Raw genomic sequence first — 22,961 nt, forward strand, 5'->3', positions numbered from 1 at the left:
TATGGACACCCTTGCTTTTGGCTATGTGCTTACCGCTACATGGTTGCACTCGGGACTTTCACCCGTTAGAGTTCGCCCATGCTGGGCGAACTAAAGACGCATTGGACTGCAATCCAATGCGCTTTTTTTGAGTTTATTCTTGACATCTCAGATTATCTTGATAATATAATAATAAGTATTAAATTATAATAATTATAAATAAATGATAATGAAAATCATTCCCAAGCAGCTTTTGTTGCCCGTTTTGTAAAATATTTCTTGACATATAATATAATAATGATAATATAATAATAGATATTTATTTATAATTATTATAAATAAAAGATAATGGAGGACAGCTATGGAAACTAATATAGAGCAAGTTCGTTCAGTTAACATTAAAAATAAAGGTTCATCCAATATTGCTTTTTTTAATCGCCTTAAAGAACATAGTGAGTTAATCGCAGCACTTTTTAGTGGGTTGTTAATTCTAATAACATGGGCTTTAAAAGGTTCCTTGTCGCCGACGCTATGGATTACTTTCCATATAATCGCCTTCACAGTAGGTGGATTTGCTAAAGCAAAAGAAGGTATAGAAGAAACAATAGCAAATAAAGAATTAAATGTGGAAATGTTAATGATATTCGCTGCTATAGGCTCTGCGGCGATTGGTTATTGGACTGAAGGAGCTATTTTGATTTTTATTTTTGCTTTATCCGGGGCTTTAGAAACATATACCTTAAATAAAAGCAATAAAGAAATTTCTTCATTGATGAATTTACAACCGGAGGAAGCAGTTTTAGTAGAAAATGGAGTTGAAAAAATTGTTCCTGTTTCAGACCTAAAAGTTGGAGATACTATTTTCGTACGTGCCAGTGAGCGTATTCCAGCAGACGGGATCATCACAAAGGGGGCAACATCAATTGACGAAAGTGCTATTACAGGAGAATCCGTACCTGTTAATAAAGCAAATAAACAAGATGTTTTTGCAGGTACGGTTGCCCTAGACGGGTCCATCTCCATTGAAATTACAAAGCCTGCACATGAAACACTATTTCAAAAAATAATTCATTTAGTACATTCTGCTCAAAAAGAAAAATCACCGTCCCAATTATTTATTGAAAAATTTGAGGGCACGTATGTTAAGGTTGTCTTAGCTGTTGTTGCGGTTATGATGTTTTTACCTTATTTACTGTTTGGTTGGTCATTAACAGAAAGTATTTACCGTGCTATGATTCTACTTGTTGTTGCATCCCCATGTGCACTTGTAGCATCAATTATGCCAGCCACTTTAGCGGCTATATCGAATAGTGCTAAAAAAGGTGTCTTGTTCAAAGGTGGTGTTCATGCTGAAAACGTCAGTCATGTTAAAGCAATAGCTTTTGATAAAACCGGAACATTAACGAATGGTAAGCCCGTCGTAACTGATGTCTACTTTCAATCTGATACGGATAAAGAACGAATCATTGCAATTGCTGGAGCGATTGAAAAGGAATCGACACACCCTCTTGCACATGCAATAACAACATATAGCTTAAAACAGCAAGAGATTAATTCGATTCATGTTCAAGAAATGAAAACGATTAGCGGCAATGGAGTTTCAGCGTATGTAGATAATCAAAAGTGGGAAATTGGCAGAGCAGCTTTTGTAGGGGAAAAAGATGCATTAACCTTCCACGATGGAATTGCCTCTACCTTGGCAAATGAAGGGAAAACAGTTGTATTTGTGAAGGTTGAAGACCAAATTGTAGCCCTCTTTGCTTTAAAAGATACACTTCGGAAAGACACAATAAAATCAATTAAAGCGTTAAAAAAACAAGGCATTCACACCGTTATGCTAACTGGAGATAACAAAGTAACAGCAAAAGCAATTGCATCCGAAACAGGAATAGATCAATATATTGCAGAATGTCTACCAGAAGAAAAAGTTAATTATGTCAAAGAGTTAGGTGAACGTTTTGAGAATGTTGCAATGGTTGGAGATGGAATTAATGATGCACCTGCATTAGCAAGTGCAGATGTAGGTATTGCGATGGGAGAAGGCACCGACGTAGCACTTGAGACAGCAGATGTCGTTTTAATGAAAAATGATCTGTCTAAAATCACAAATGCGATTAGCATGTCTAATCGAATGAATAGAGTTGTAAAGCAAAATATATTTTTCTCACTCGCTGTAATCGGATTGCTTATTTTATCAAACTTTTTTCAAATACTTGATTTACCATTAGGTGTTATTGGTCATGAAGGCAGTACAATTCTGGTTATACTAAATGGTCTTCGATTACTAAAATAGCTGCCCGCTTGGGTCAGCTATTTTTTTGCATTCATTTTCTCTTCTCGAATCATTGCGTTAATAATTCCACCAGTTATTATAATGATTCCAGAAATGTAAAACCAAATCATAAGAATGATAACTGCCCCTAGACTGCCATAGGTTGCTGAGTAGTTACCGATTGTACTGACATAATAGGAAAAGGCCAATGAAACTAATTGCCATCCAATCGTAGCAAATATAGCACCCCACATTGCATTCCTTAATCGTATTTTCTTGTTTGGAGCAAGCTTATATAACGCCAGTAAAACGATAAAAAATACAATGGAGGAAATGATCCAGCGCAATGTATTCCACACATGTATAAAGTCATCCGATAAACCGAAAAAAGAAAATAGATAAATGCCAATCGTTCTCCCGAAAATTGGCAACAAAAATGCTACACAAATAACAACTACCATTGATATCGTTAAGGCTATAGCGATTAATCGAGCAACAATAAACGAGCGATCTTCCTCAACCTCATATGCCCGGTTAAACGCTTTCGTTATCGCATTAACACCATTGGAAGCCGACCATAATGTGCCAATAATACCAATCGATAATAATCCGCCGTTTTGCGCATTAATTAATTGATTAAGATTTGTATTTATCAACTCCGTAATTTCAGGTGGAGCGTAAGTGTCAATAAAGCCCATAAATGACTGTTCATCAATTGGCAAATATCCAAGTAACGTTATTAAAAATAATAAGAAGGGAAATAAAGATAGCAAAAAGAAATATGCAAGTTGTGCTGAGAGACCGAACACATCCGCATCATTTATACGTCCGAAAAACGTTTTGCCAAAAGCCGCTACTCTCTTCACATAACAATCCCCCTTCTGTATTATCTATTCTTGGTCCTTCTTGCTAGATAGCTTGTCCAATGTGTTTTCCACTTGTTCTAGTGCATTTACCATGTTTTCCGCATTATAATTAATACGGTCATTTAATTGGTTAAAAGCTACTTTTGTTTTACGGACACCTTCTGAAGGATTTTTAACAAAATAAGTTGTTTTCGATTTGTATGAAGCTATTTTATCTTTCGTGTAAGCCCGTGTATCTTTATTAATTAAAGTAGCTATCCCACCAACAATAGCTCCTATTATCATTCCCAAACATAAATTTCGCTTACCCATTTTACTCTCTCCTTTTTTATATGATGTACACTCCAATTTTATGCCGAAACAACTTTTCCTTTATAAAAGATACTTACATTTATTCCAAAATCTTCTTTAAAAAAGTATTTCAGCTCATAGTAATTCTAGCATATAGCGACAAATTTTTACACTTTTATCTTATTTGTAACAACAATCAACACTTGACATTCTAACTAATATTCTAAATACTATAAATACACTGAATAGCAAAAGGAGGGTCTTTAAAAAATAGAGAGAACCTATATAAGCGGTTTCTTATAATTTATTATGTATGTTAAGAAGGGAGCACTGATATGGATACGTTATTGGACCTTTTATCAAAAGTAAGCGATTTCATTTGGGGACCGCCCTTGCTTATTCTGCTTGTGGGGACTGGTATCTTTTTAACTGCAAGACTTGGAATAATTCAATTAAGATTATTACCTTATTCATTAAAACTTGTTTTTTCCAGAAATCATGATAAGAAATCTGATGGTGATATTTCCCACTTTCAGGCTCTTATGACAGCTATGGCTGGTACTGTGGGAGTCGGTAACATCGTTGGTGTTGCAACAGCCGTCACGCTTGGAGGACCTGGTGCTATTTTTTGGATGTGGCTAGCCGGATTTTTTGGAATGGCAACGAAATACGGTGAAGCAATTCTTGCTGTTAAATATCGTGTAAAAGATTCACATGGTCAAATGGCTGGAGGACCAATGTATTATCTTGAACGGGGTTTAAAACAAAAATGGCTTGGAGTTCTTTTTGCGATATTTGGTGCACTTGCTGCATTCGGAATTGGAAATGGAACACAATCAAAAGCTGTAGCCGATGTAATGTATGATAATTTCTCAGTTCCGTATTGGGTTTCTGGTATTGCACTTGTTATTTTTGCAGGTGCAGTAATTCTTGGTGGTATCAAATCAATCGGAAAAGTTACAGCATTTTTCGTCCCAATCATGGCCGTATTTTATATCATTGCAGGATTGATTGTTTTAATTATGAATATAGAACTTGTTCCAGAAACATTTGGTATTATTTTTGAAGCTGCGTTCTCTAGTGAATCGGCTGCCGGAGGAGCAGTTGGGGCTGCTATTCGGTTTGGTATCGCCCGTGGTTTATTCTCCAATGAAGCGGGACTTGGTTCTGCTCCAATAGCAGCAGCTGCAGCGAAAACGGATATTCCTGGTCGGCAGGCACTGGTTTCAATGACACAAGTTCTTTTCGATACAATTTTCATCTGTTCTATTACTGGAATAACTATTGTCATGTCAGGTAAGTGGGAAGATAGCTCCATTGATGCCGGTGCACTTACTGCATCTGCTTTTGGCGAGCTCCTTGGTGATCCAGGCTCACTTATTATCTCGATTGGCCTATTGTTTTTTGCATCATCAACCATCTTAGGCTGGGGCTATTACGGGGAAAAATGCTTTCAATACCTATTTAAAAATCCCGCGGCCGTGAGAGCCTACCGTATCGTTTTTGTTTTATTTATTTTTGTTGGTGCAACTGCATCACTTGAAGTGATCTGGGTGTTTGCGGATGTACTAAACGGCCTTATGGCAATACCAAACTTAATAGGGCTTATCGGATTATCAGGAATAATCGTTTTTGAAACAAAAAGACTCCTAAACAAGCGGGAAGAGGAACGTGCAGAAGGATAAAATCAGAAATTATTTTGCAACTACTGAATGTATGGGATTACAAAAAAGACTGCTTAATACGCTCATATGCTGAAGCTTATCAAGCAGTCTTTTTTCGTTCCTTTTTAAATTAATTATAGAAGCGGTTCAATACATGCCTGGCTATTGTTTTTTGCAGCGTTAACATAGTTGCTGACTGAGTAAGCTGTTAGTTCATCCGTTTCTAGTGCCTGCAAAAATTGATTTGCTTCAAATGGCTGCCGGTTTTGCGGATGGATCCATGCATCCTCTTTGTCTTTTGGTAAAATAATTGGCATTCTATGGTGAATCTCTTTCATAAAATGATTTGAATCCTTTGTTAAAATTGTACAGGTGAAAAGCTCTTTTTCATCTCGCTGCCACCTGTCCCACAATCCAGCAAAAGCAAAAAGTCTGTGATTCGCTAATTGAATCCGTTTAGGCTGTTTTTCTTGTCCTGTTTTCTGCCACTCATAAAAGCTATCTGCAATAATTAAGCATCTCTTTCTAACCATCAAATTTTTAAAACTCGGTTTCTCATGTGCTGTTTCGCTACGGGCATTAATCATCTTATAACCAATTTTTTCATCTTTGGCCCAAGATGGAACAAGCCCCCATCGCACATAACCGGCACGCTTTTCTCTTCCATCATGTATGACCACTAATACATTTTGCCCTGGTGCAATATTATAACTTGGTTCATAAGCATCTATCGGACGGTCAATACCAAATTTTTGTAAAATTTCTGCTTCTTCTGCAAGCAATGTATACCTCCCGCACATATAAATCCCCCTATCTGTAGAAGATATGTTAAAACACACTTAAATCCCATTGTGTCGCGATATGACGCAATAGCCGAATACCGGCAATACTATTACCTTTATCATCTAACGCCGGCCCATATACACCAATTCCACACCCTTCCGTGAACGGTAGCTCCTCATCTCTGACCCGGGGTGGTGATAATGCTAAAATACCTCCAGATACACCACTTTTAGCAGGAATTCCTACATAAGTTGCAAATTTTCCAGAGGCGTCGTACATGCCGCATGTCAACATCAATGCTTTAGCTATCCGGGCAATTTGCCGCGGTATAATTTCTTCTTGTGTTTCCGGATCTTCTCCATCATTTGATAAGATCATTCCTATTCGCGCTAAATCGTCTGTCGTTATTTCAATGGAGCATTGTTTAAAATAGGTTTCTAACGTGATATTAAGATCAGATTCTAGAAAGCCGGTTTCCAGTAAGTAGTAGCCAATAGCTCTATTTCGCATGGAGGAATCTCTTTCAGATTCATACACATCGACATTGACTGCTGGACGGTAGCCGAGCATTTTCTCTAATAATACAAATATTGATTCCAATTTTTCATCGGATGTATTTCCAATTAAAGTCGAAGAAACTGTAATTGCTCCTGCATTAATGAATGGGTTAAAGGGTTTTTTTAACTGTTTCATTTCTAAGTGCATGATCGAATTAAATGCTTCACCAGTAGGCTCCACATCAACACGATCAAGCATATACGCCACCCCGCGCTCTATGCAAGCTGCAATAAAGCTAATTACTTTAGATATACTTTGAATGGTAAAGGGTATCCCTACATCCCCAGATCGGATTGTCATCCCGTTTTTCCCAATGATCGTAATTCCCAAATGATTAGGATTGGCTTCTTGCAATATTGGAATATATGACGCAACTTCACCATCTGTTATATGTTTCCGATAAAAGGAAATCCAATCATCAACATAATTTTGCAACCATTCTTTAGTCAGCTCTGTATTCCAGTTAGCTGAACCTTGTACCATTAACAACACCTCGCTACTAACATAGTATGCTACACAAAAATTTAAGTAAGCATTTTCCCATCTCACGTAAAAAACTTCATATTTATCCAAAATATAAAGGATACTTTCAAAAGTAGCAACAGAAAATGTTTCTAATATGCATTAACAGGAAATTCCAAAATATAAAAAAAGAAGCACTATTTGAAAAGTGCTTCCTTCAACAGTTATTTTCCAATAAACTGTTGTGTCCAGTGATTACCCTGCTCGACATACCCTACTCCGATATGTGTGAAATCTTCGTTTAAAATGTTAGCTCGGTGACCATCACTATTCATCCATCCATTTACTACTTCAGCTGGTGTACGTTGTCCTTTTGCAATGTTTTCTCCAGCAGTGCGATAATCAATGCCAAAGCTCTTCATCATATCAAATGGTGATCCATAATTAGGACTATCATGTGAAAAATAATTGCTGTCAGCCATATCACGTGATTTTTCACGAGCTACTTTACTCAACTCTTCATCTATTTTTAATGGATCTAGTCCTTGCTTCACTCTTTCATCGTTTGTTAATTCGACGACTTCTTGTTCAAATTCATTTAATTGCTGATTTTGATTTGTCTGTTCTTGCTTATTTTCCTGTTGTTCTTGCTGTTGTGCTGGTGCCCCAGCTTCTTGTGAAGGCTGTTCTTGCTGTGTTGGTTTTTCAGCCTCTTGTGCAGATTGGTCTTGTTGTACTGGGTCTTCCTGCTTTTCAGGCTGCTCTTTTCCCTGTTCAGCGTTATCTTTATCTGCTTTATCTTGCCCTTTTTGTGAATGTTGTTCAATGTTCCAAACCCATTCATAATTTTGCAAGCAATCAAATGATTTCTTATCTATATTTCTATCATTAATATTAATAGCATATTTATCGTTATATGATTGCTCTGTATTATCTGTATTAGCAGATGCTTCTACAGAAGTATTTAAAGTTCCGCCAAGTAAAAAGGCTGATGATAATACGGTTACTATACTTGCTTTTTTAAACATAGTCTTTGTTCCTCTCCTTTTGTTTTGATTTGCAAAATTATCATAGCACGAGTTTTTTGTAATAATAATGGTAGGCTTTCCCATACGAGCTTAATAGAATCAATCACAAATTTTGAAATAATAAAACCGTTATTAAAATAGGATTTTTTGATCTCCTAAAAATAGAGTTAATGGAAGAAACTATTTTAGTTGGCAAAAAATACAACAATATTGCTATTGACACATTAAAAAATCTTCTTTTATATTACAACCAGCGGATAAATTGTAACGCAGTTGTTACTTGATTTTTTCTAAAGAATTGTTCTTTTTCTATCGAACCCATTAAATAAAAATAATATATGTATTAATTGTTTATATACCCCCAAAAACTATGATAAAATATAGTAATGAATATAGATGAGTATTAGAATGTAAAATCAGCAGAAATTAATAGATCAAATCTGTCTATTCTATTAAAGGCTGGATAAAATAAACGCAATGTCATCATTATTGGAGGAAATGATATGTTTTCAACTGAAGAAATTGGAATTGATTTAGGTACTGCTAATATTCTTATCTATTCCAAGTCAAAAGGGATAGTGCTAAACGAACCGTCCGTAGTAGCGATTGATGTTAATACAAAGCAAGTAGTAGCTGTTGGAGCTGAAGCAAAGGAAATGGTCGGAAAAACACCAAGAAATATCGTGCCTATCCGTCCATTAAAAGAAGGAGTCATTGCTGATTACGATGTAACAGCACAAATGCTGAAAGAATTCATGAAAAAGGTAAGCAAAAAAATTGGCTTGTCCATGCGTAAACCTACTGTTGTTGTATGTACCCCTTCTGGGAGTACAGCAGTAGAGCGCAGAGCAATTCACAATGCTGTTTCCAGTTATGGTGCAAAACAGGTTCATCTTATAGAAGAACCGATCGCGGCTGCGATTGGCTCAGACTTACCGGTTGATGAGCCAGTTGCGAGTGTTGTTGTCGACATCGGAGGAGGAACTTCAGAAATCGGTATTATTTCGTTCGGTGGAGTTGTTTCCTGTAAGTCCGTGCGTGTTGGCGGGGATAAACTTGATTCGGAAATCATTCAGTTTATTCGAAAAAAATATAATATATTGATCGGTGAACGTACAGCTGAAAACATAAAAATGGAAATCGGATATGCGCATCCTAATCATCAAGAAGCTACCATGGAAGTACGGGGTCGAGATATGGTTACTGGTTTGCCAAAAACGATAACCGTCACGTCTTCAGAAGTACATGAAGCTTTTAAAGAATCACTTGATCAAATACTAGAAGCAATTCGAGCAACACTTGAAAATTGCCCACCTGAACTAAGTGGTGACATCGTTGATCACGGTATTGTAATAACTGGTGGCGGGGCAATGCTAAATGAAATTCAAGAATGGCTTTCAGAAGAAATATCTGTCCCAGTACACATTGCACCAAATCCACTTGAATCAGTAGCAATCGGAACAGGACGATCTTTAAAAATGATTACAAAATTAGAAAAAGCAGCCAAATAAGTATAAAAAGGTGATGTACAGAGAATGGTACATCACCTTTTTATTTAACATATAAATAAACTACTCCCCAATAAGCAAATAGATTTTGTTTTTCTTTCTACTTAATGGGGAGCATATGGATAGGACAGCTTTTTCTTTTGTTAAATTTTCTTGTTGCCCGGAAGTTTCATTTCCCTTCTTGTTTCCATAATATGGACATCTCGTTTCGCCATTTCATCGATGTAGATAGCACCTGGTATAATCTGCTCTGGAGGATAAACCCCTTTTTTCGTAATCGTATGGTTTCCTATCATTTGAGCAACAACAGAGACTGTATTTGCTGTAGCTCTTGCCATTGCTGTTATATTATTTTTCCTATCTTTATATGTTGTCATTTCATACACATAAACGATAGGTTCCCTGCGTACCTCACCAGCGGTTTTCACCCGCAATAATACAGCATCTTCTTTTTCACCAAGCTCAACAATCGGATCTAGTACTTTTAAAAGCACTTCTCTTGGATTGATTTTTTGACCGTCAATACCTACTGTATAATCTGTTCTTGTCAGATTTAAATCTACCAATAACTTAAATTTTTCTGCGTGTCCAGGGTAACGAATGGTTTTATATTCCAGTGTATTTAAATCAGGAAATGAAAGCGATAATGTCGATGTTCCACCAGATGTATGGAAGGCCTCTAATGGACCAAATTTCTTAAAGTGAACTCGCTCTACCTCAGTTAAAGATGGAATTTCCTGTTTAATTCCATTTCTAATGATCGTTGATGGATCTGTATAATGATCAAACAGGCCAGCCATTGAAAATACATGATTATATTCTAATGGTTCCTCAGGGGATACAGGAATACCACCAACGTACAATTTAATATCCTTCAAACTGTCTAACTTACTTGCACCATATCCGGATAAAATATTAATCATCCCCGGAGCTACCCCTAAATCCGGTATAATCGTTACATCGGCAGCTTTGGCTTCATCCTTTAAAGCTAAAACTTTATCAGTCATCGAACCAATGTGTCCACCTAAATCAATAGAATTTACTCCGGTTTGAATAGCTGTTTTAGCTACTATTTCATTAAAAGAATAAAATAAAGCATTGATGATTACATCGAATTTGCACATAAAATTTGCCAATTGTTCTTTATCGTTTGCATCTACTTTATAAGCTGTAAGTTTATGAGCGTAAATTTGATTACATATTTGCTGCGCTCGATCATAATCAATATCTGCTAAACCAACAGCTTTAACTTCCTTATTTGCTACCAAATCTCTGACTGCTTCTTTTCCCATTAGTCCAGATCCCAACACACCTATTTTCATCCGATCAGCTCCTGACAAGAAGGATTGTGTAACTAATTTAATCTACATTAATTTGAGCACGCTACAATTTTCAACTAACAACAACATAGATATCCTTCCCTCTGCTAAACACCTACGCCAACCTGTCTTTAATTCTTCACTTTCATTCAATTTTTCATATCCTTTAGCTACATATCTATTCAATATTTCAACAAATTATAACTTTTTGTAGAAAAAATATAAACTTCATGTTATAATTTTTTATGCTGCGATGTTAAGCGCATTCATATTAAAGTGTACACCATTCTCACTAGTAGAATCGAAATTTATTCTAGTAAATGAAATCGCTTTCAAGTATATGCATATTAAGAAAACTAGAAAAGTGATACTAGAATCTAATTTAAGTATATTCCAGAGATAATATTTCTTCAAATTTCTGAATTATTGATTTTTATGGAATGTTTTCTAAAATAATGTTAACTGTTAACGATTAACTGTTGGCTGAATACTGAAATTTAAAAAGATTGAAATTCTACTTCTTGTCTAGTACACTTAAAAATTAAAGAAAGGAAGCGTATCATGCAAAAAGATCAATGGGCAACAAAGATTGGTTTTATTCTTTCGTCAGCTGGTGCTGCAATTGGTTTAGGAGCTATTTGGAAATTTCCGTACATAACTGGTATGAATGGTGGCGGTGCTTTCTTCCTACTGTTCATCGCATTCACTATAATTATTGGTCTTCCTATTTTAATTGCAGAATTTATTATTGGAAGGGGTTCACAAAAGGAAGCAGTAAGTGCCTATAAATCACTGGCCCCAAAAAGTGGTTGGTCTTTTATAGGACATTGGGGCGTTGCTGGATCATTTATCCTAATGTCTTTTTATAGTGTTGTTGGGGGCTGGGTACTTATATATTCCCTAATGTCAATCCCGGGTTTAATTATTGATAAAGGCACCAATTATGAACAGTTATTTGGGAGTATTACCGGAAGTCCATTAATTACAATTCTTGGACTGGCGCTATTCATACTGATTAATATCATCGTCGTTTCTTTCGGTATTAAGAATGGAATTGAAAAATCAAGTAAACTATTAATGCCTTTGTTATTTGTATTCTTTATTATACTTGTTATACGCTCTGTGTCATTTGAGGGAGCCATGGAAGGCTTGAAATTTTTCCTTCAGCCTGATTTTTCAAAAATTACAGCTGAAAACGTTTTATATGCACTTGGACAATCTTTTTTCTCACTTGCTGTTGGTGTTTCCGTAATGGTAACCTACAGTTCTTATTTAAATAAGAATGTGAGTCTTACAAGTTCAGCCCTTTCTGTTTCATTTATGAATATTTTCGTTTCACTTCTGGCTGGACTAGCAATATTCCCGGTTGTTTTCTCATTTGGACTAGAGCCAGCGGAAGGTCCTGGATTGTTATTTATTGTCCTGCCGGAAGCATTTGCACAAATGCCATTTGGTGAATTATTTTTAAGCTTATTTTTATTACTCTTTCTATTCGCAATTTTGACATCTTCATTCAGTATGCTAGAGATCATTACTTCAGCTTTTACTGCAAAAAAGCAACGTTCACGCAGAAAAGTAGCTTGGATAGCGGGATGTATTGTCTTTATTGCTGGTATTCCATCCGCATTATCATCAAGTACGATGGAAAATTTCAAAATATTTAACTTAACTGTTTTCGATGCTTCTGACTTTCTGGTAAGTAATATTATGTTACCAGCTGGTTGTTTATTTATCTCATTGTTTATCGGTTACAAAATGGAACGCACTTTAGTAAAAGAGGAATTCTTACTAAGCAGTAACCTATCTGTAGGAACCTTTAAAGCTTGGTATACCTTGATTAAAACGATTGTACCAGTTACCATTATTGTTGTATTCTTAACATCTATAGGAATCATTTAACTGAACTCCCCACAATAACATCCTTATGGATTGTTCGAGTGGGGAGTTTTTCCTTTTGTATTTCAGGCTGGTCTCATAAATCCTTTTAATCCGTCGTTGGTTATTCTCTTGTAATACGGGCATCACACTTATCCTCTTGCCCAATCTTTTTAAAGGATGTGCCTATTCACTGGGATTAACCCCCCTCATTGAGAAAGAGACTCCAAATAAAAAATAATAGGAGGATATTTCATTCACCTAATAACCTCCTATTTTTCTCTTTAGTTTTTATAAATCCTCTTCAATTCGGTAAATTAATTTAAAGTTATTTTCATCTAATAATTCAGCAACGTGCACGCGGAGACCGTGGCCAAAGATCACTTCATTATCTGTCATCGCAACGATCATAGCTTTTACTTCATTCTTCTTATCTATATATATATCTCCTACTACAGGTTTTAATTCATTGTCGCTGACGGAAAGGAAACCAGGTGATTCATCTTGTGCTCGCTGCGCTTCAGAAACTATACTAGCATCATAATAAGCTATTTCATTACTGTCTTCTGCTCGTCCTGGGACCATGACTACATATTCATGATGTTTTACTCCATTGTCTCTTGTGGTTACCACATTTCCATCTTCAATATAATCTACCTTTTCGATCTCATTAAGTGCATAATGATCTAAAAAGTCTGGGGCGGGTTTTATAATTAATATATAATCGCCCTGTTCCGGTATCTTGTCTTTATCAATCGTATATCTTTTTCCATAAAATATGAATGTGTCCTTATCTTTCGGTTTGTGAAGAGTTATATCAGCAGATCTCGTTAAAATTTGCTGCATATCTTTTAATCGGTAGAGGTGTACAGATTTTTTAAACATTGGTTTCACGGAATATACTTTATGCAGTTCGTTTTTATAGTAAACAAATTGTCCCTTTCTTACTTGAAAAAGATTCATTATGTTACCTCCAATATAAATTATTGATCCTTGATTCGCTTTAGCGTGGCATTTCCCTTTTCCCGTATGTATCACGCAACTAAACATCGAATTGAGGATTATTTTTCCACTTATCAAGGATCTACATTGCTATTCTAAAGGATAATTGTCTGTTTTTCATCTTATTTTTGCTTATCTATACTATTTTCTTTTTTGCCATAAAGTATACAAACTAATGCAGTATAGGAGTAAAAACTGTAGAAACGAGCAGTTATCTTGTGTTTCTATCTATATGAGGAAATCCTAAATCAGTTTCTACTTCACCATATATGCGTGTCGTCTTCACATTTTCCCCTTTTAACCACTTCGCAAAATCAAAGATCATCGGATCACGATCCCCACCTAATGCAATCCATGCGATTTTTTGTTTTGGAAAATAGGCAGAAGTATGAATGGTCCCTGACCAATTTTTATACTGCTTTGAAAAAACTCCTTTATCTGTGCTATTCAATAGTCGAAATGCACGGATCGCATCTGTAGCTTGATTTTGTTGTGCTCGGATAGCTTCCATGCGTTGATAGGAATCATCCAAATGAAATCGATTTTCGTGCTTCAAAAGTTCAAAATGATTGGTACATACATTTGATTTGCGAACTTCGACGCCTCTTGGTGTAGCCTCCACTACAAATGTCTCTTCCTTATCGTCAAATACGATATAACTAAATGAATGGCGGTGTGGGATTTCTTTAAGCATGGATACTGCTTCGTCCACATTTGCACAGCTTTCTAAAACCATTCTTCCAATCATGTTGCATATAAACCCATCTCCTGGTTTTTTTCGGTGCATAAAATTGTACCCTAAAGCAAGGCCTTTTTCATTCATTCCATCCATACGGCCCGTTATTCTCTGGGATGGTCCAATAATTGCATAGCCTTGATCAGAAGGTTGAAAAAAAGTATAACGACCCTCATATGTTTTTGGATGATAGTCATAGTTGCGAATCATATAATCTGGCCCAGTTAAAATCGAACAGCCACTGCGATTGTATTCCAACCGATACCCGCCAAAATCCTGTAAAATTTTTGCCATCGACCATTCCAACGCATCCTGAAGACCGAGCAATTCATCCCAAATGCCAGGTGCAAATGAGCGTATAGCTGCTTTTGCCTCATTTACATCAATCGCAAAGCGTGGTTTTCTAATTTTCCATTGCTTTTCCCTGTTTTCCACTGTTAGTGAGTCCTTTAGCAATTGCCCTTGCTTAAATCCAAAATCATAATGATTTCCACGAAACTGTATAATGTCACTATAGATTTGTTTCATAACATCCTCCCAGCCAAAAATGACTACACTTATTATTTAACTATCTCTCTAACTCTTCCACTAACAAGGATAATTCTTCCCATCGTTCCACTTTATCTTCTAATACAGCTTCGATCTCTTGTTGTTCTTTATACAACTCTTGTACTTTCTCTAAATCACTGCCTGCCTCTGCAACTTCTTGTTGAATGTCATTAACTTTCTCTTCTAACCCTATAATTTCATCTTCTATACTTTCCCATTCTTTCTGTTCTTTATAGGAAAGTTTCCGTTTTTGCTTCGTTGAACTGCGCGTTTCTTTTTTTGGCTTTGAGTCTGATTCTTTATGTTTTATTTTAGATTGGTTTTGTTCCAGGTAATCACTATAATTCCCATAAAACTTATTAACTTCCCCTGTACCAGAAAATACAAGCAGTTGATCTACAACCCGGTCTAGGAAATACCGGTCATGGGATACGGTAATAACAACCCCCGGATACTGATTCAAGTAATCCTCTAGTACACTTAAGGTTTGCGTATCTAGGTCATTTGTCGGTTCATCCAAAAACAGAACATTCGGCTCAGTCATTAATATTTTTAATAAATATAATCGCCTTTTTTCCCCACCGGAAAGTCTTCTTATATACGTCCATTGCTCCGGGCGGGAAAATAAAAAATGCTCAAGCATTTGCTCTGCAGTGATAGGCTGCCCATCTTTTGTATAGATAACTTCAGCCACTTCTTTAATGTATTCAATAATCCGCTTTTCCCCATCAAGTTCTTCGTCACCTTGGGTATAGTAGCCAATTTTTACTGTTTCTCCAATATGGACATTCCCTTCATCGGGAGCAGCTCGTTTTGCCATCATATTTAACAATGTTGTTTTTCCAGTACCATTTGGTCCAATAATCCCCAATCGACTGCCAGGGGTAATTAAATGATCAAAATCTTTCAATAAGGTTTTTCCCTGATAAGATTTCGTAATTCCTTGAAGTTCAATAACTTGCTTTCCTAATCTTTTTGTACCAACTTGAAAATTAATATTTTGGTTGTTTGTATCAAATGTTTGCTGCTGCATTTCGTGTATACGTTCAACACGGGCTTTTTGTTTTGTTGATCTAGCTCTAGCTCCCCGTTTCAGCCAAGCCAATTCTTTCCTTAATGTGTTTTGGTGTTTTTGCTGGTAACTGACTTCCAGCTCTTCCCGTTCTGCTTTCTTTTCTAGAAAAACTTCATAATTTCCTTCATATATATAAAGGTTTCCTTTATCTAATTCATAAATTTGATTGGTCACACGATTTAAAAAGTATCTGTCATGCGTAACAAGTAGTAACGCTCCGTTATAAGAAGCTAAATATTTTTCCAGCCATTCAACTGTTTCATTATCTAAATGGTTGGTCGGTTCATCCAAAATCAATAAATCAGCTGGCTGAATGAGAGATTTTGCAATCGCAACACGCTTTTTCTGTCCACCAGAAAGTTCAGTAACCTCTTTATTAAAATCTGTGATTCCCAATTTGGTAAGAATCGTTTTTGCAGTTGTGTTTGCTTCCCATGCTTCGTATTCATCCATTTTTTGCTGCATTTTTAAAACATTATTCTGAGCTTCTTCATTCGTTGAATTAGATGCAAGCGCTTGAAGTGCTTTTTCATAGTCTCGCATCACCTGCATAATGGCAGCTTCCCCATAATAAATTTGCTCAATAACCGTTAAGTTTGGATCGAGTTCTGGTTCCTGGGCTAAATATTCAATGTGATAGTTATTTGGATGTTTCATCGTCCCTTTTTCAGGTGAATCTATATTTGCAATTACTTTCAAAAATGTCGATTTACCGGTCCCATTAACTCCTATTAACCCAATACGATCCTGATCAGTTATTGTACATGTTATATCATTAAACAATACTTTTTCACCATAAGATTTATGCAAGTTTTCTATTGTAAGCATCCTTTATCGTCCTCGCTATTACTCAGTTTATTATATTCATGGATAGGGAAATAAAAGTTGACCTGTTCTCAGGAGGGAGTCGCGCAAACAAGCTTTTATTGTTATCCGCGACGTTAAATCATATGTTGTTATCTTTTTCGATCTTTAAAAAACTTTTTCACAAATAATACAATCAAAAACAATAGCCAAGATGTAACTACATAAAAAATGACCTTACTCGGCTCGGTCATTTTTGAAAAGAAAAAGGCCATTCCTGTCCAAATAATTCCAATTGCGAGTATTTGATATCCTAAAAATTTTATTTCCATCCCCTCCAAGTATAAGTGATAATCTAGTAATAGTTTAGCTTACTGCCCTTTAATTTTCCATGAATTTATTTAAAACCGAGTAAGTAACCTTAAATCGGCTCCTACTCGGCTCTTTTTATTGATTGATATTTTTCATTAGATTAGCCATTTCAATAGCGGATACTGCCGCTTCTCCACCTTTATTACCTGCTTTCGTTCCTGCTCGTTCTATTGCCTGCTCAATCGTATCCGTTGTTAATACACCAAAAATAACTGGTTTATCCGTCTTCAGCGTTGCACTGGAAACTCCTTTTGCTGCTTCGTTGCAAACATAATCATAATGGGATGTAGAACCGCGAATAACTGTTCCTAGTGCAATGACAGCATCATAATCTTTTTCTGCCAAATTTTGAGCAGCTAAAGGAATTTCAAATGCACCCGGAACCCAAGCAATGTCAACATTTTGTTCATCTACACCATGTCTCTTTAATGCATCCATCGCTCCATCTAATAATTTGCTCGTAATAAACTCATTAAATCGTCCTACTACAATTGCTATTTTTAAATCAGTACCAACTAGATTGCCTTCATATACTTTACCCAATTTTATTCCACTCCTCTTATTATATTTCCAGTAAATGTCCTAATTTATCTTGTTTTGTTTTCATATAGTATTCGCTTTCTTTACGCGAAATTGTCTGTATCGGTATACGTGCTTGTATTTCGATGCCAAATGACTCTAATGCGGCTATTTTATCTGGATTATTTGTTAATAGGTTTACTTTTTTGATACCTAAGTCCTGTAAAATCTGAGCACTTAGTCCATATTCCCGTAAATCCGGTGCAAAACCTAACTCTTCATTTGCCTCTACAGTATCAAATCCGGCGTCTTGAAGCTGGTAGGCCTTTAATTTATTAATTAATCCAATGCCCCTGCCTTCTTGTCGCATATAGATTAAAACACCGTTTTCAGCCGCAGCGATTTTTTTCAACGCTTCATCTAATTGAGGACCGCAGTCACAGCGATGAGAACCAAATATATCTCCTGTTAAACATTCAGAGTGAATTCGAACGAGTGCAGGATCATCTGCGGCTAAATCACCTTTTACAAAAGCAAGATGGTCCTTCTGATCCACATCATTCGAATATCCAATCACATCAAAAACACCATAATCTGTCGGTAAGGAAGTTTTCACTTCTCTTTTCACATGGATTTCATGCTTTTTTCGATAGGCAATTAAAGATTCGATTGTTATAAGCTTTAAGTCGAAGGTTTGCGCCATCTTTTGTAAATCAGGAACACGCGCCATTGTTCCATCTTCTCTTATAATTTCACAGATTGCACAAGAAGGAGCGGCGTCGCACAAAACCGCTAAATCGACAGAAGCTTCTGTATGACCTGCCCGCTCTAAAACACCCCCATCCCTAGCGATTAATGGAAAAATATGACCTGGTTGTTTAAAATCTGTTGCTGCTGTCTCTTTACTTGCCAGAGCTTGAATGGTGCATGAACGATCCTCTGCACTAATTCCAGTAGAAGTATCTTGATGGTCAACGCTTACAGTAAAAGCCGTACCATGGGGATCCGTATTTTGACTGGTCATTAATGAAAGACCGAGTCTCTCAGCTACATCCGCTTTAACTGTTGTACATACTAGGCCCTTGGCATGTGTAATCATAAAATTAATCAGTTCTGGTGTAACTTTTTCAGATAATGCAACCAAATCGCCTTCATTTTCTCTTTGCTCATCATCGACAACAATTATTGGCTTCCCCATCTTCAAATCAAAAATTGCTTCATCTATCGTATTGAACATATTGTTCACATCCTTTACATAAATCCATTTGTTTGTAAAAATCCTTCGTCTATTTTTTGTTTCCCTGGACCACCTACAATTTGGTTTACGTATTTGGCAAGCATATCGCATTCGATATTAACGATATCACCTTGTCCCTTCAATCCAAGCACGGTTTGAGAAGTTGTATGAGGAATAAGAGATATGGTAAATGTGTTTGCGCTATGCTCGAAAACAGTTAAACTAACACCATCTACAGCAATGGAACCTTTCTTTAGTAGAAATTTGGAAAATTCATCATTGATTTCAATCGTATAATAAATGGCATTTCCCTGTTTTTGCTTCGTAATAATTTTCCCAATCCCATCTACATGTCCAGAAACAAAGTGACCGCCGAATCTTCCATTAGCAGACATCGAACGCTCTAGATTTACTTTTGATCCCATTGTTAATGTATTTAAAGAAGTAGACTTTATCGTTTCTGGCATAACATCAACTTGAAAAGCATCTTGATTAAAATTTGTAACCGTCAAACATATTCCATTTACTGCTATGCTGTCACCAAGCTTCATATCTACTAAAATATCTGCGGCTTCTATCGTCAATTTAATAGATTGTTCCGATATTTTATTTATCTTCTTAATCGTTCCCATTTCTTCAACAATCCCCGTAAACACCTGATTCCTCCTCTCGTAAACCAGATATAATTTTTATATCCGTACCGATCTTTTCAACATTTTTTATTTCTAATAACAGCCGTTCCTCCATTGATTGAAATCCGTTTCCAGAAAATGATGTAGGAGCTTCTTTTCCACCTATTAATGTTGGTGCTATATACGTTATTATTTGGTTGATGTGTCTGCTTTCAAGGAATGAAGCATTTACTTCGGCTCCGCCTTCCACCCATAAGGACATGACACCTTTACTTCCTAATATGCGCAGTACATCATCTATGTTTATTTGCTCCTGCTGAAGCTGGATGACTTTAACATATGGTTTACTGCTGAAGATTTGTTTCTTTTGCTCATTCACATTTTCCCCAACAATAATCCATGTTTCCGCTTCCTGATCTGTAATTACTTTTGCCCCAACCGGTGTCCGCAGCATCGTATCCAAAATAATACGAACCGGGTTTATTCCCCCTTGTGGCAATCGTGTTGTCAAACTTGGATTATCTTTTATAACTGTATTTACACCAACAAGGATTGCATCATGTTCATGTCGATAACGATGTACATCGAGACGTGCTTCTTCACAAGTTATCCATTTACTTTCACCTGTGGATGTAGCTGTCTTTCCATCTAAACTTACCGCTGATTTAATTGTGATATATGGTGTTTTCATTTTTATATAATGAAAAAATGCTTTATTGAGGTTTTTTGCTTCTTTTTCTAAAACACCGACTTCTACTTGAATTCCTGCTTGACGCAATTTTTCAATACCACTTCCGGAAACTTTCTCATTTGGATCAACGCATGCAATAACCGCGCGTTTAATTCCACTATTAATTAATAGATCAGCACATGGAGCTGTTTTCCCGTAATGGCTGCAAGGTTCAAGCGTGACATAAATTGTTGCACCATTCGCTTTATCACCTGCCATATTTAGTGCATTTACCTCTGCATGTGCTTCTGAAGCTTTTAGGTGAGCACCAAATCCAACTATTTCTCCATCTTTTACAATCACAGCTCCGACCAAAGGGTTGGGGCTCGTCTGACCAGATACTTGTCTCGCAATCGTCAAAGCAAATTCCATATACTTTTTATCATTCAATAAATCTCCCCCTTTTTAACGCATTTAAAAACCTCTGAATTCACTTCAGAGGTATAAGGGCAGAATTTTAGCAAGCTAGCTATAGGTAAATAAACATACTTGAACAAAATAGCCCATCTATTCGACAATCATGTACCAAAAAAGGATACACGAATCCTATGCGATGTGGACATTTTCCAAAATGCTTTGCTGGCTTCAAAAATTCCTTCTCCCATCCAGACTGTAACTGTCGGTCCCGGAGTTTCACCAGGTCCACCGCTCGGCTTCGAGTGCCTTGCGGGTCACGGACTTAGAAATAGTATTTCATCACCGTCGGTTGGGAATTACACCCGACCCCGAAGGAATATAATGCGTATTTAATTTCTATATAAGTATAACATTATTTTTTCAGAAAACGCAAACTATTTTTATTTGTTTTCATGGAAATGAGATGCGAGTTCACGAAGTTTTTCCTCCGGAACTGCTTTTTCAATCATTGGAAATATAATTCGTTCTTCTTTACGTATATGTGACTCCAGCAGGTTGCCTAAATCATGCATGAATGAAACATCAATTGTATCAGATTTATTCAGTGTGTCGAACTTTGCACGTATTTTAACATGCTCTAACAGCATCTCTTGTATTTCAGAACGGTCGATTGATGCATATTGTGCATAAGCTGTTAATAATACTTCCTCTTCTTCGCGAAAATGCTTCTTGCCACCAGGTTCAAAGAAAGATACAGCATCTTTTTTTACTTCTTCCAATGAAAGTCTGCTTTTCTCGGTCCCTGCTTGCTTTAACTTTAATGCTATAAATAATGCATTCGTATGGTGGTGTGACAGTGGATAAAGGGCTTCATTCCTTTTAATTCCTTTATGCTTTTTTACCATTGTTTCCTTCCCCTCCATGTACTATTTTGTTTAAAACGAGATTACGGTAAAAAAACCAGGAGCTGTCTCACATTTGCTTCTGGTTCTTTTTAAAGTACTATAGACCTTTTTTTCTGTAATTAGATCGTGAACGATATTGCTGCGGAGCTCTCCCCGGATACCCTAAAGGCAAGGTGTAAAAATGAATTAAATTCGTAAATGGAATGGCAGCAAAAAGTGCAAACGCTGCGATAACATGTGCTTTAAAAACAAATGGTACACTTTCCATTAAATGATATTTAGGCTGAAAAATAAATAGACTGCGGAACCATGGTCCAATCGTTGTTCGGTATTCATACGAAACCACCGTTGTATTGTAAATAATTGTCATATACGTTCCTAGACCTGCAACGATAATTAGAGCTATGAGGGAAAAGAACGATGCAAATGTCGCATGTGCCCGGACACGTTCGAATTTCATTTTGCGGATTAACAGGATAATTAAACCGACAACCACCATGAGAGCAGCGATTCCTCCCCCAATAATAGCCCCGGCATGGTATAGTTCATCACTTATTCCAAAAAAGTCATAAAATCCTTTTGGTATAACCATTCCCATTACATGGCCAAGAAAGGCAAAAATGATACCCCAGTGAAAAAGCGGTGAACCGATTCGCAGCCATTTCTTCTCGAAGAACTCCGTAGATGGAGCGGCCCAGCTTAACTGACGAAATGCAAAACGATAAAGCAAGCCAAGAACCATAATGGTTAATGTGATGTATGGAAAAATAACCCACCAAAAGATAGCGGCCATTTGTTTACCCCCTTTGGCTTATTCATGTAGATTCATCTCTATTACTCGTACATAATTGGATATGGTAATTCTTCTAAATCAGCTTCTTCTCTTTCGAATTCTAATTTTTCAATTTCTTCATCTGTTGGAGCGGGAAAAACATACCGCATTAAAATCGTCAAAATAGGAGTATATGGATTACCATCAGGTATATTATTTAACATTCTCTGAACTGCTACAGCAAGCCGTCTTTGCAAACGCTCATGATGACTGTTTTCAGGTGAAACAGCCAAAAATTCAAAAAGCATTGGCATATAATCGGCTAATTCACCATCCATCCTCTCAAAACCAGCTTGATTGATCATCTTTTGTAATTTAATGAGTGCAGCACCCCGTTTTCTGCTATCCCCAAGTTCGTGTGCTGTTAAATATAAACCTAATTTTGACTTTAAATCGAAGGTGGATACATACGTTTCTCTCATTTCTTGTAAACTTAGACGATTTAAAAGGTCAAAAACTTGATGTAATTCTTCTATTATTACTTCCGAGTCTATGTTTTCTATGATCAAATCCATTAAATCACTACGCTCATTCATATAAGAATCCTGAGGATAACTTAAAAGATGGGAGACAATGACGAGTAATGTTCTTTCTTGTTCTTCCATT

The 22,961-nt window shown here is 36.5% G+C and carries 21 protein-coding genes and 1 riboswitch; of the genes, 4 read left to right on the plus strand and 17 right to left on the minus strand.

Annotated features, from left to right (window positions below; translation table 11 throughout):
- Positions 1 to 340 precede the first annotated feature (340 nt).
- On the plus strand, positions 341 to 2,272 hold the full coding sequence (locus J2Z81_RS12305; RefSeq protein ID WP_226371461.1) for a heavy metal translocating P-type ATPase: 1,932 nt from the start codon (positions 341 to 343) through the stop codon (positions 2,270 to 2,272).
- Positions 2,273 to 2,289: 17 nt separating this feature from the next.
- Here the strand turns inward: J2Z81_RS12305 and J2Z81_RS12310 are convergent, their stop codons facing one another.
- Together J2Z81_RS12310 and J2Z81_RS12315 are read right to left on the minus strand one after the other, a co-directional pair.
- Positions 2,290 to 3,117, minus strand: coding sequence for a YihY/virulence factor BrkB family protein (locus J2Z81_RS12310; RefSeq protein ID WP_029268010.1), 828 nt, complete (start codon positions 3,115 to 3,117; stop codon positions 2,290 to 2,292).
- A 24-nt stretch (positions 3,118 to 3,141) separates the two neighbouring features.
- Positions 3,142 to 3,429: a hypothetical protein gene (locus tag J2Z81_RS12315; RefSeq protein ID WP_029268012.1), complete on the minus strand. Its 288-nt coding sequence runs from the start codon at positions 3,427 to 3,429 to the stop codon at positions 3,142 to 3,144.
- A gap of 314 nt (positions 3,430 to 3,743) precedes the next feature.
- Here J2Z81_RS12315 and J2Z81_RS12320 point away from each other — a divergent pair, with 314 nt between their 5' ends.
- Positions 3,744 to 5,093 carry an alanine/glycine:cation symporter family protein gene (locus tag J2Z81_RS12320; protein WP_029268014.1) on the plus strand — a complete coding sequence of 450 codons (1,350 nt, stop codon included), beginning with the start codon at positions 3,744 to 3,746 and terminating at the stop codon, positions 5,091 to 5,093.
- 113 nt (positions 5,094 to 5,206) lie between these two features.
- Here the strand turns inward: J2Z81_RS12320 and J2Z81_RS12325 are convergent, their stop codons facing one another.
- From J2Z81_RS12325 to J2Z81_RS12335, 3 genes are all read right to left on the minus strand, one after another.
- Complete coding sequence (locus tag J2Z81_RS12325) at positions 5,207 to 5,872, minus strand: SOS response-associated peptidase (RefSeq protein WP_226371462.1); 666 nt, start codon at positions 5,870 to 5,872, stop codon at positions 5,207 to 5,209.
- A 28-nt stretch (positions 5,873 to 5,900) separates the two neighbouring features.
- Positions 5,901 to 6,896, minus strand: coding sequence for a glutaminase (locus J2Z81_RS12330; RefSeq protein ID WP_029268019.1), 996 nt, complete (start codon positions 6,894 to 6,896; stop codon positions 5,901 to 5,903).
- 203 nt (positions 6,897 to 7,099) lie between these two features.
- Entirely contained in the window at positions 7,100 to 7,903 is an 804-nt protein-coding gene (locus tag J2Z81_RS12335) for a CAP domain-containing protein (RefSeq protein WP_226371463.1), read from the minus strand.
- Between the two features lie 503 nt (positions 7,904 to 8,406).
- On the opposite strand from J2Z81_RS12335, the gene mreBH reads away from it, so the two are divergent.
- Entirely contained in the window at positions 8,407 to 9,414 is a 1,008-nt protein-coding gene (gene mreBH, locus J2Z81_RS12340; RefSeq protein WP_029268023.1) for a rod-share determining protein MreBH, read from the plus strand.
- Between the two features lie 140 nt (positions 9,415 to 9,554).
- Here mreBH and J2Z81_RS12345 read toward each other — a convergent pair whose 3' ends face one another.
- Positions 9,555 to 10,733, minus strand: coding sequence for a saccharopine dehydrogenase family protein (locus J2Z81_RS12345; RefSeq protein ID WP_029268025.1), 1,179 nt, complete (start codon positions 10,731 to 10,733; stop codon positions 9,555 to 9,557).
- 558 nt (positions 10,734 to 11,291) lie between these two features.
- On the opposite strand from J2Z81_RS12345, the gene J2Z81_RS12350 reads away from it, so the two are divergent.
- Positions 11,292 to 12,629 (plus strand): sodium-dependent transporter, encoded by a 1,338-nt coding sequence (locus tag J2Z81_RS12350; protein ID WP_029268028.1) that lies wholly within the window; start codon positions 11,292 to 11,294, stop codon positions 12,627 to 12,629.
- Between the two features lie 267 nt (positions 12,630 to 12,896).
- Here the strand turns inward: J2Z81_RS12350 and J2Z81_RS12355 are convergent, their stop codons facing one another.
- The 11 genes from J2Z81_RS12355 to narJ all read right to left on the minus strand — a co-directional run bounded on the left by J2Z81_RS12355 (position 12,897) and on the right by narJ (position 22,960).
- Positions 12,897 to 13,568 (minus strand): hypothetical protein, encoded by a 672-nt coding sequence (locus tag J2Z81_RS12355; protein WP_029268031.1) that lies wholly within the window; start codon positions 13,566 to 13,568, stop codon positions 12,897 to 12,899.
- Positions 13,569 to 13,818: 250 nt separating this feature from the next.
- Positions 13,819 to 14,871 carry a C45 family autoproteolytic acyltransferase/hydolase gene (locus J2Z81_RS12360; protein WP_029268033.1) on the minus strand — a complete coding sequence of 351 codons (1,053 nt, stop codon included), beginning with the start codon at positions 14,869 to 14,871 and terminating at the stop codon, positions 13,819 to 13,821.
- 40 nt (positions 14,872 to 14,911) lie between these two features.
- Positions 14,912 to 16,795 (minus strand): ABC-F family ATP-binding cassette domain-containing protein, encoded by a 1,884-nt coding sequence (locus J2Z81_RS12365; RefSeq protein WP_029268035.1) that lies wholly within the window; start codon positions 16,793 to 16,795, stop codon positions 14,912 to 14,914.
- A gap of 128 nt (positions 16,796 to 16,923) precedes the next feature.
- The gene (locus J2Z81_RS12370; RefSeq protein ID WP_038221023.1) at positions 16,924 to 17,103 is read right to left on the minus strand and encodes a hypothetical protein; all 180 of its coding nucleotides are present in this window, start codon (positions 17,101 to 17,103) and stop codon (positions 16,924 to 16,926) included.
- Between the two features lie 115 nt (positions 17,104 to 17,218).
- Entirely contained in the window at positions 17,219 to 17,686 is a 468-nt protein-coding gene (ribH, locus tag J2Z81_RS12375) for a 6,7-dimethyl-8-ribityllumazine synthase (RefSeq protein WP_029268037.1), read from the minus strand.
- Positions 17,687 to 17,705: 19 nt separating this feature from the next.
- Positions 17,706 to 18,899, minus strand: a complete 1,194-nt coding sequence (locus J2Z81_RS12380; RefSeq protein ID WP_029268039.1) for a bifunctional 3,4-dihydroxy-2-butanone-4-phosphate synthase/GTP cyclohydrolase II — start codon at positions 18,897 to 18,899, stop codon at positions 17,706 to 17,708.
- A gap of 14 nt (positions 18,900 to 18,913) precedes the next feature.
- The gene (gene ribE / locus J2Z81_RS12385; RefSeq protein WP_226371464.1) at positions 18,914 to 19,555 is read right to left on the minus strand and encodes a riboflavin synthase; all 642 of its coding nucleotides are present in this window, start codon (positions 19,553 to 19,555) and stop codon (positions 18,914 to 18,916) included.
- On the minus strand, positions 19,536 to 20,651 hold the full coding sequence (ribD, locus tag J2Z81_RS12390; RefSeq protein WP_226371465.1) for a bifunctional diaminohydroxyphosphoribosylaminopyrimidine deaminase/5-amino-6-(5-phosphoribosylamino)uracil reductase RibD: 1,116 nt from the start codon (positions 20,649 to 20,651) through the stop codon (positions 19,536 to 19,538). Before ribD ends, ribE begins: the two co-directional genes overlap by 20 nt.
- A 199-nt stretch (positions 20,652 to 20,850) precedes the next feature.
- Positions 20,851 to 20,998: riboswitch (FMN riboswitch) on the minus strand.
- A gap of 60 nt (positions 20,999 to 21,058) precedes the next feature.
- On the minus strand, positions 21,059 to 21,523 hold the full coding sequence (locus J2Z81_RS12395) for a hemerythrin domain-containing protein (protein WP_226371466.1): 465 nt from the start codon (positions 21,521 to 21,523) through the stop codon (positions 21,059 to 21,061).
- Between the two features lie 97 nt (positions 21,524 to 21,620).
- Positions 21,621 to 22,316 carry a respiratory nitrate reductase subunit gamma gene (narI, locus tag J2Z81_RS12400; protein ID WP_029268044.1) on the minus strand — a complete coding sequence of 232 codons (696 nt, stop codon included), beginning with the start codon at positions 22,314 to 22,316 and terminating at the stop codon, positions 21,621 to 21,623.
- A 41-nt stretch (positions 22,317 to 22,357) separates the two neighbouring features.
- The gene (gene narJ / locus J2Z81_RS12405) at positions 22,358 to 22,960 is read right to left on the minus strand and encodes a nitrate reductase molybdenum cofactor assembly chaperone (RefSeq protein WP_029268046.1); all 603 of its coding nucleotides are present in this window, start codon (positions 22,958 to 22,960) and stop codon (positions 22,358 to 22,360) included.
- Between the last annotated feature and the right edge of the window lies 1 nt (position 22,961).

Source organism: Virgibacillus alimentarius (genome assembly GCF_017874635.1).
In the GTDB taxonomy this organism is placed as follows: domain Bacteria; phylum Bacillota; class Bacilli; order Bacillales; family Amphibacillaceae; genus Virgibacillus_B; species Virgibacillus_B alimentarius.

Bases quoted from the DNA above. Each gene is read 5' to 3' on its own strand.
- J2Z81_RS12305 (WP_226371461.1), top strand. From the start codon at position 341: ATGGAAACTAATATAGAGCAAGTTCGTTCAGTTAACATTAAAAATAAA.
- J2Z81_RS12315 (WP_029268012.1), bottom strand. From the start codon at position 3,429: ATGGGTAAGCGAAATTTATGTTTGGGAATGATAATAGGAGCTATTGTT.
- J2Z81_RS12320 (WP_029268014.1), top strand. From the start codon at position 3,744: ATGGATACGTTATTGGACCTTTTATCAAAAGTAAGCGATTTCATTTGG.
- J2Z81_RS12325 (WP_226371462.1), bottom strand. From the start codon at position 5,872: ATGTGCGGGAGGTATACATTGCTTGCAGAAGAAGCAGAAATTTTACAA.
- J2Z81_RS12330 (WP_029268019.1), bottom strand. From the start codon at position 6,896: ATGGTACAAGGTTCAGCTAACTGGAATACAGAGCTGACTAAAGAATGG.
- J2Z81_RS12335 (WP_226371463.1), bottom strand. From the start codon at position 7,903: ATGTTTAAAAAAGCAAGTATAGTAACCGTATTATCATCAGCCTTTTTA.
- mreBH (WP_029268023.1), top strand. From the start codon at position 8,407: ATGTTTTCAACTGAAGAAATTGGAATTGATTTAGGTACTGCTAATATT.
- J2Z81_RS12345 (WP_029268025.1), bottom strand. From the start codon at position 10,733: ATGAAAATAGGTGTGTTGGGATCTGGACTAATGGGAAAAGAAGCAGTC.
- J2Z81_RS12350 (WP_029268028.1), top strand. From the start codon at position 11,292: ATGCAAAAAGATCAATGGGCAACAAAGATTGGTTTTATTCTTTCGTCA.
- J2Z81_RS12355 (WP_029268031.1), bottom strand. From the start codon at position 13,568: ATGAATCTTTTTCAAGTAAGAAAGGGACAATTTGTTTACTATAAAAAC.
- J2Z81_RS12360 (WP_029268033.1), bottom strand. From the start codon at position 14,871: ATGAAACAAATCTATAGTGACATTATACAGTTTCGTGGAAATCATTAT.
- J2Z81_RS12365 (WP_029268035.1), bottom strand. From the start codon at position 16,795: ATGCTTACAATAGAAAACTTGCATAAATCTTATGGTGAAAAAGTATTG.
- J2Z81_RS12370 (WP_038221023.1), bottom strand. From the start codon at position 17,103: ATGGAAATAAAATTTTTAGGATATCAAATACTCGCAATTGGAATTATT.
- J2Z81_RS12380 (WP_029268039.1), bottom strand. From the start codon at position 18,899: ATGTTCAATACGATAGATGAAGCAATTTTTGATTTGAAGATGGGGAAG.
- J2Z81_RS12395 (WP_226371466.1), bottom strand. From the start codon at position 21,523: ATGGTAAAAAAGCATAAAGGAATTAAAAGGAATGAAGCCCTTTATCCA.
- narI (WP_029268044.1), bottom strand. From the start codon at position 22,316: ATGGCCGCTATCTTTTGGTGGGTTATTTTTCCATACATCACATTAACC.
- narJ (WP_029268046.1), bottom strand. From the start codon at position 22,960: ATGGAAGAACAAGAAAGAACATTACTCGTCATTGTCTCCCATCTTTTA.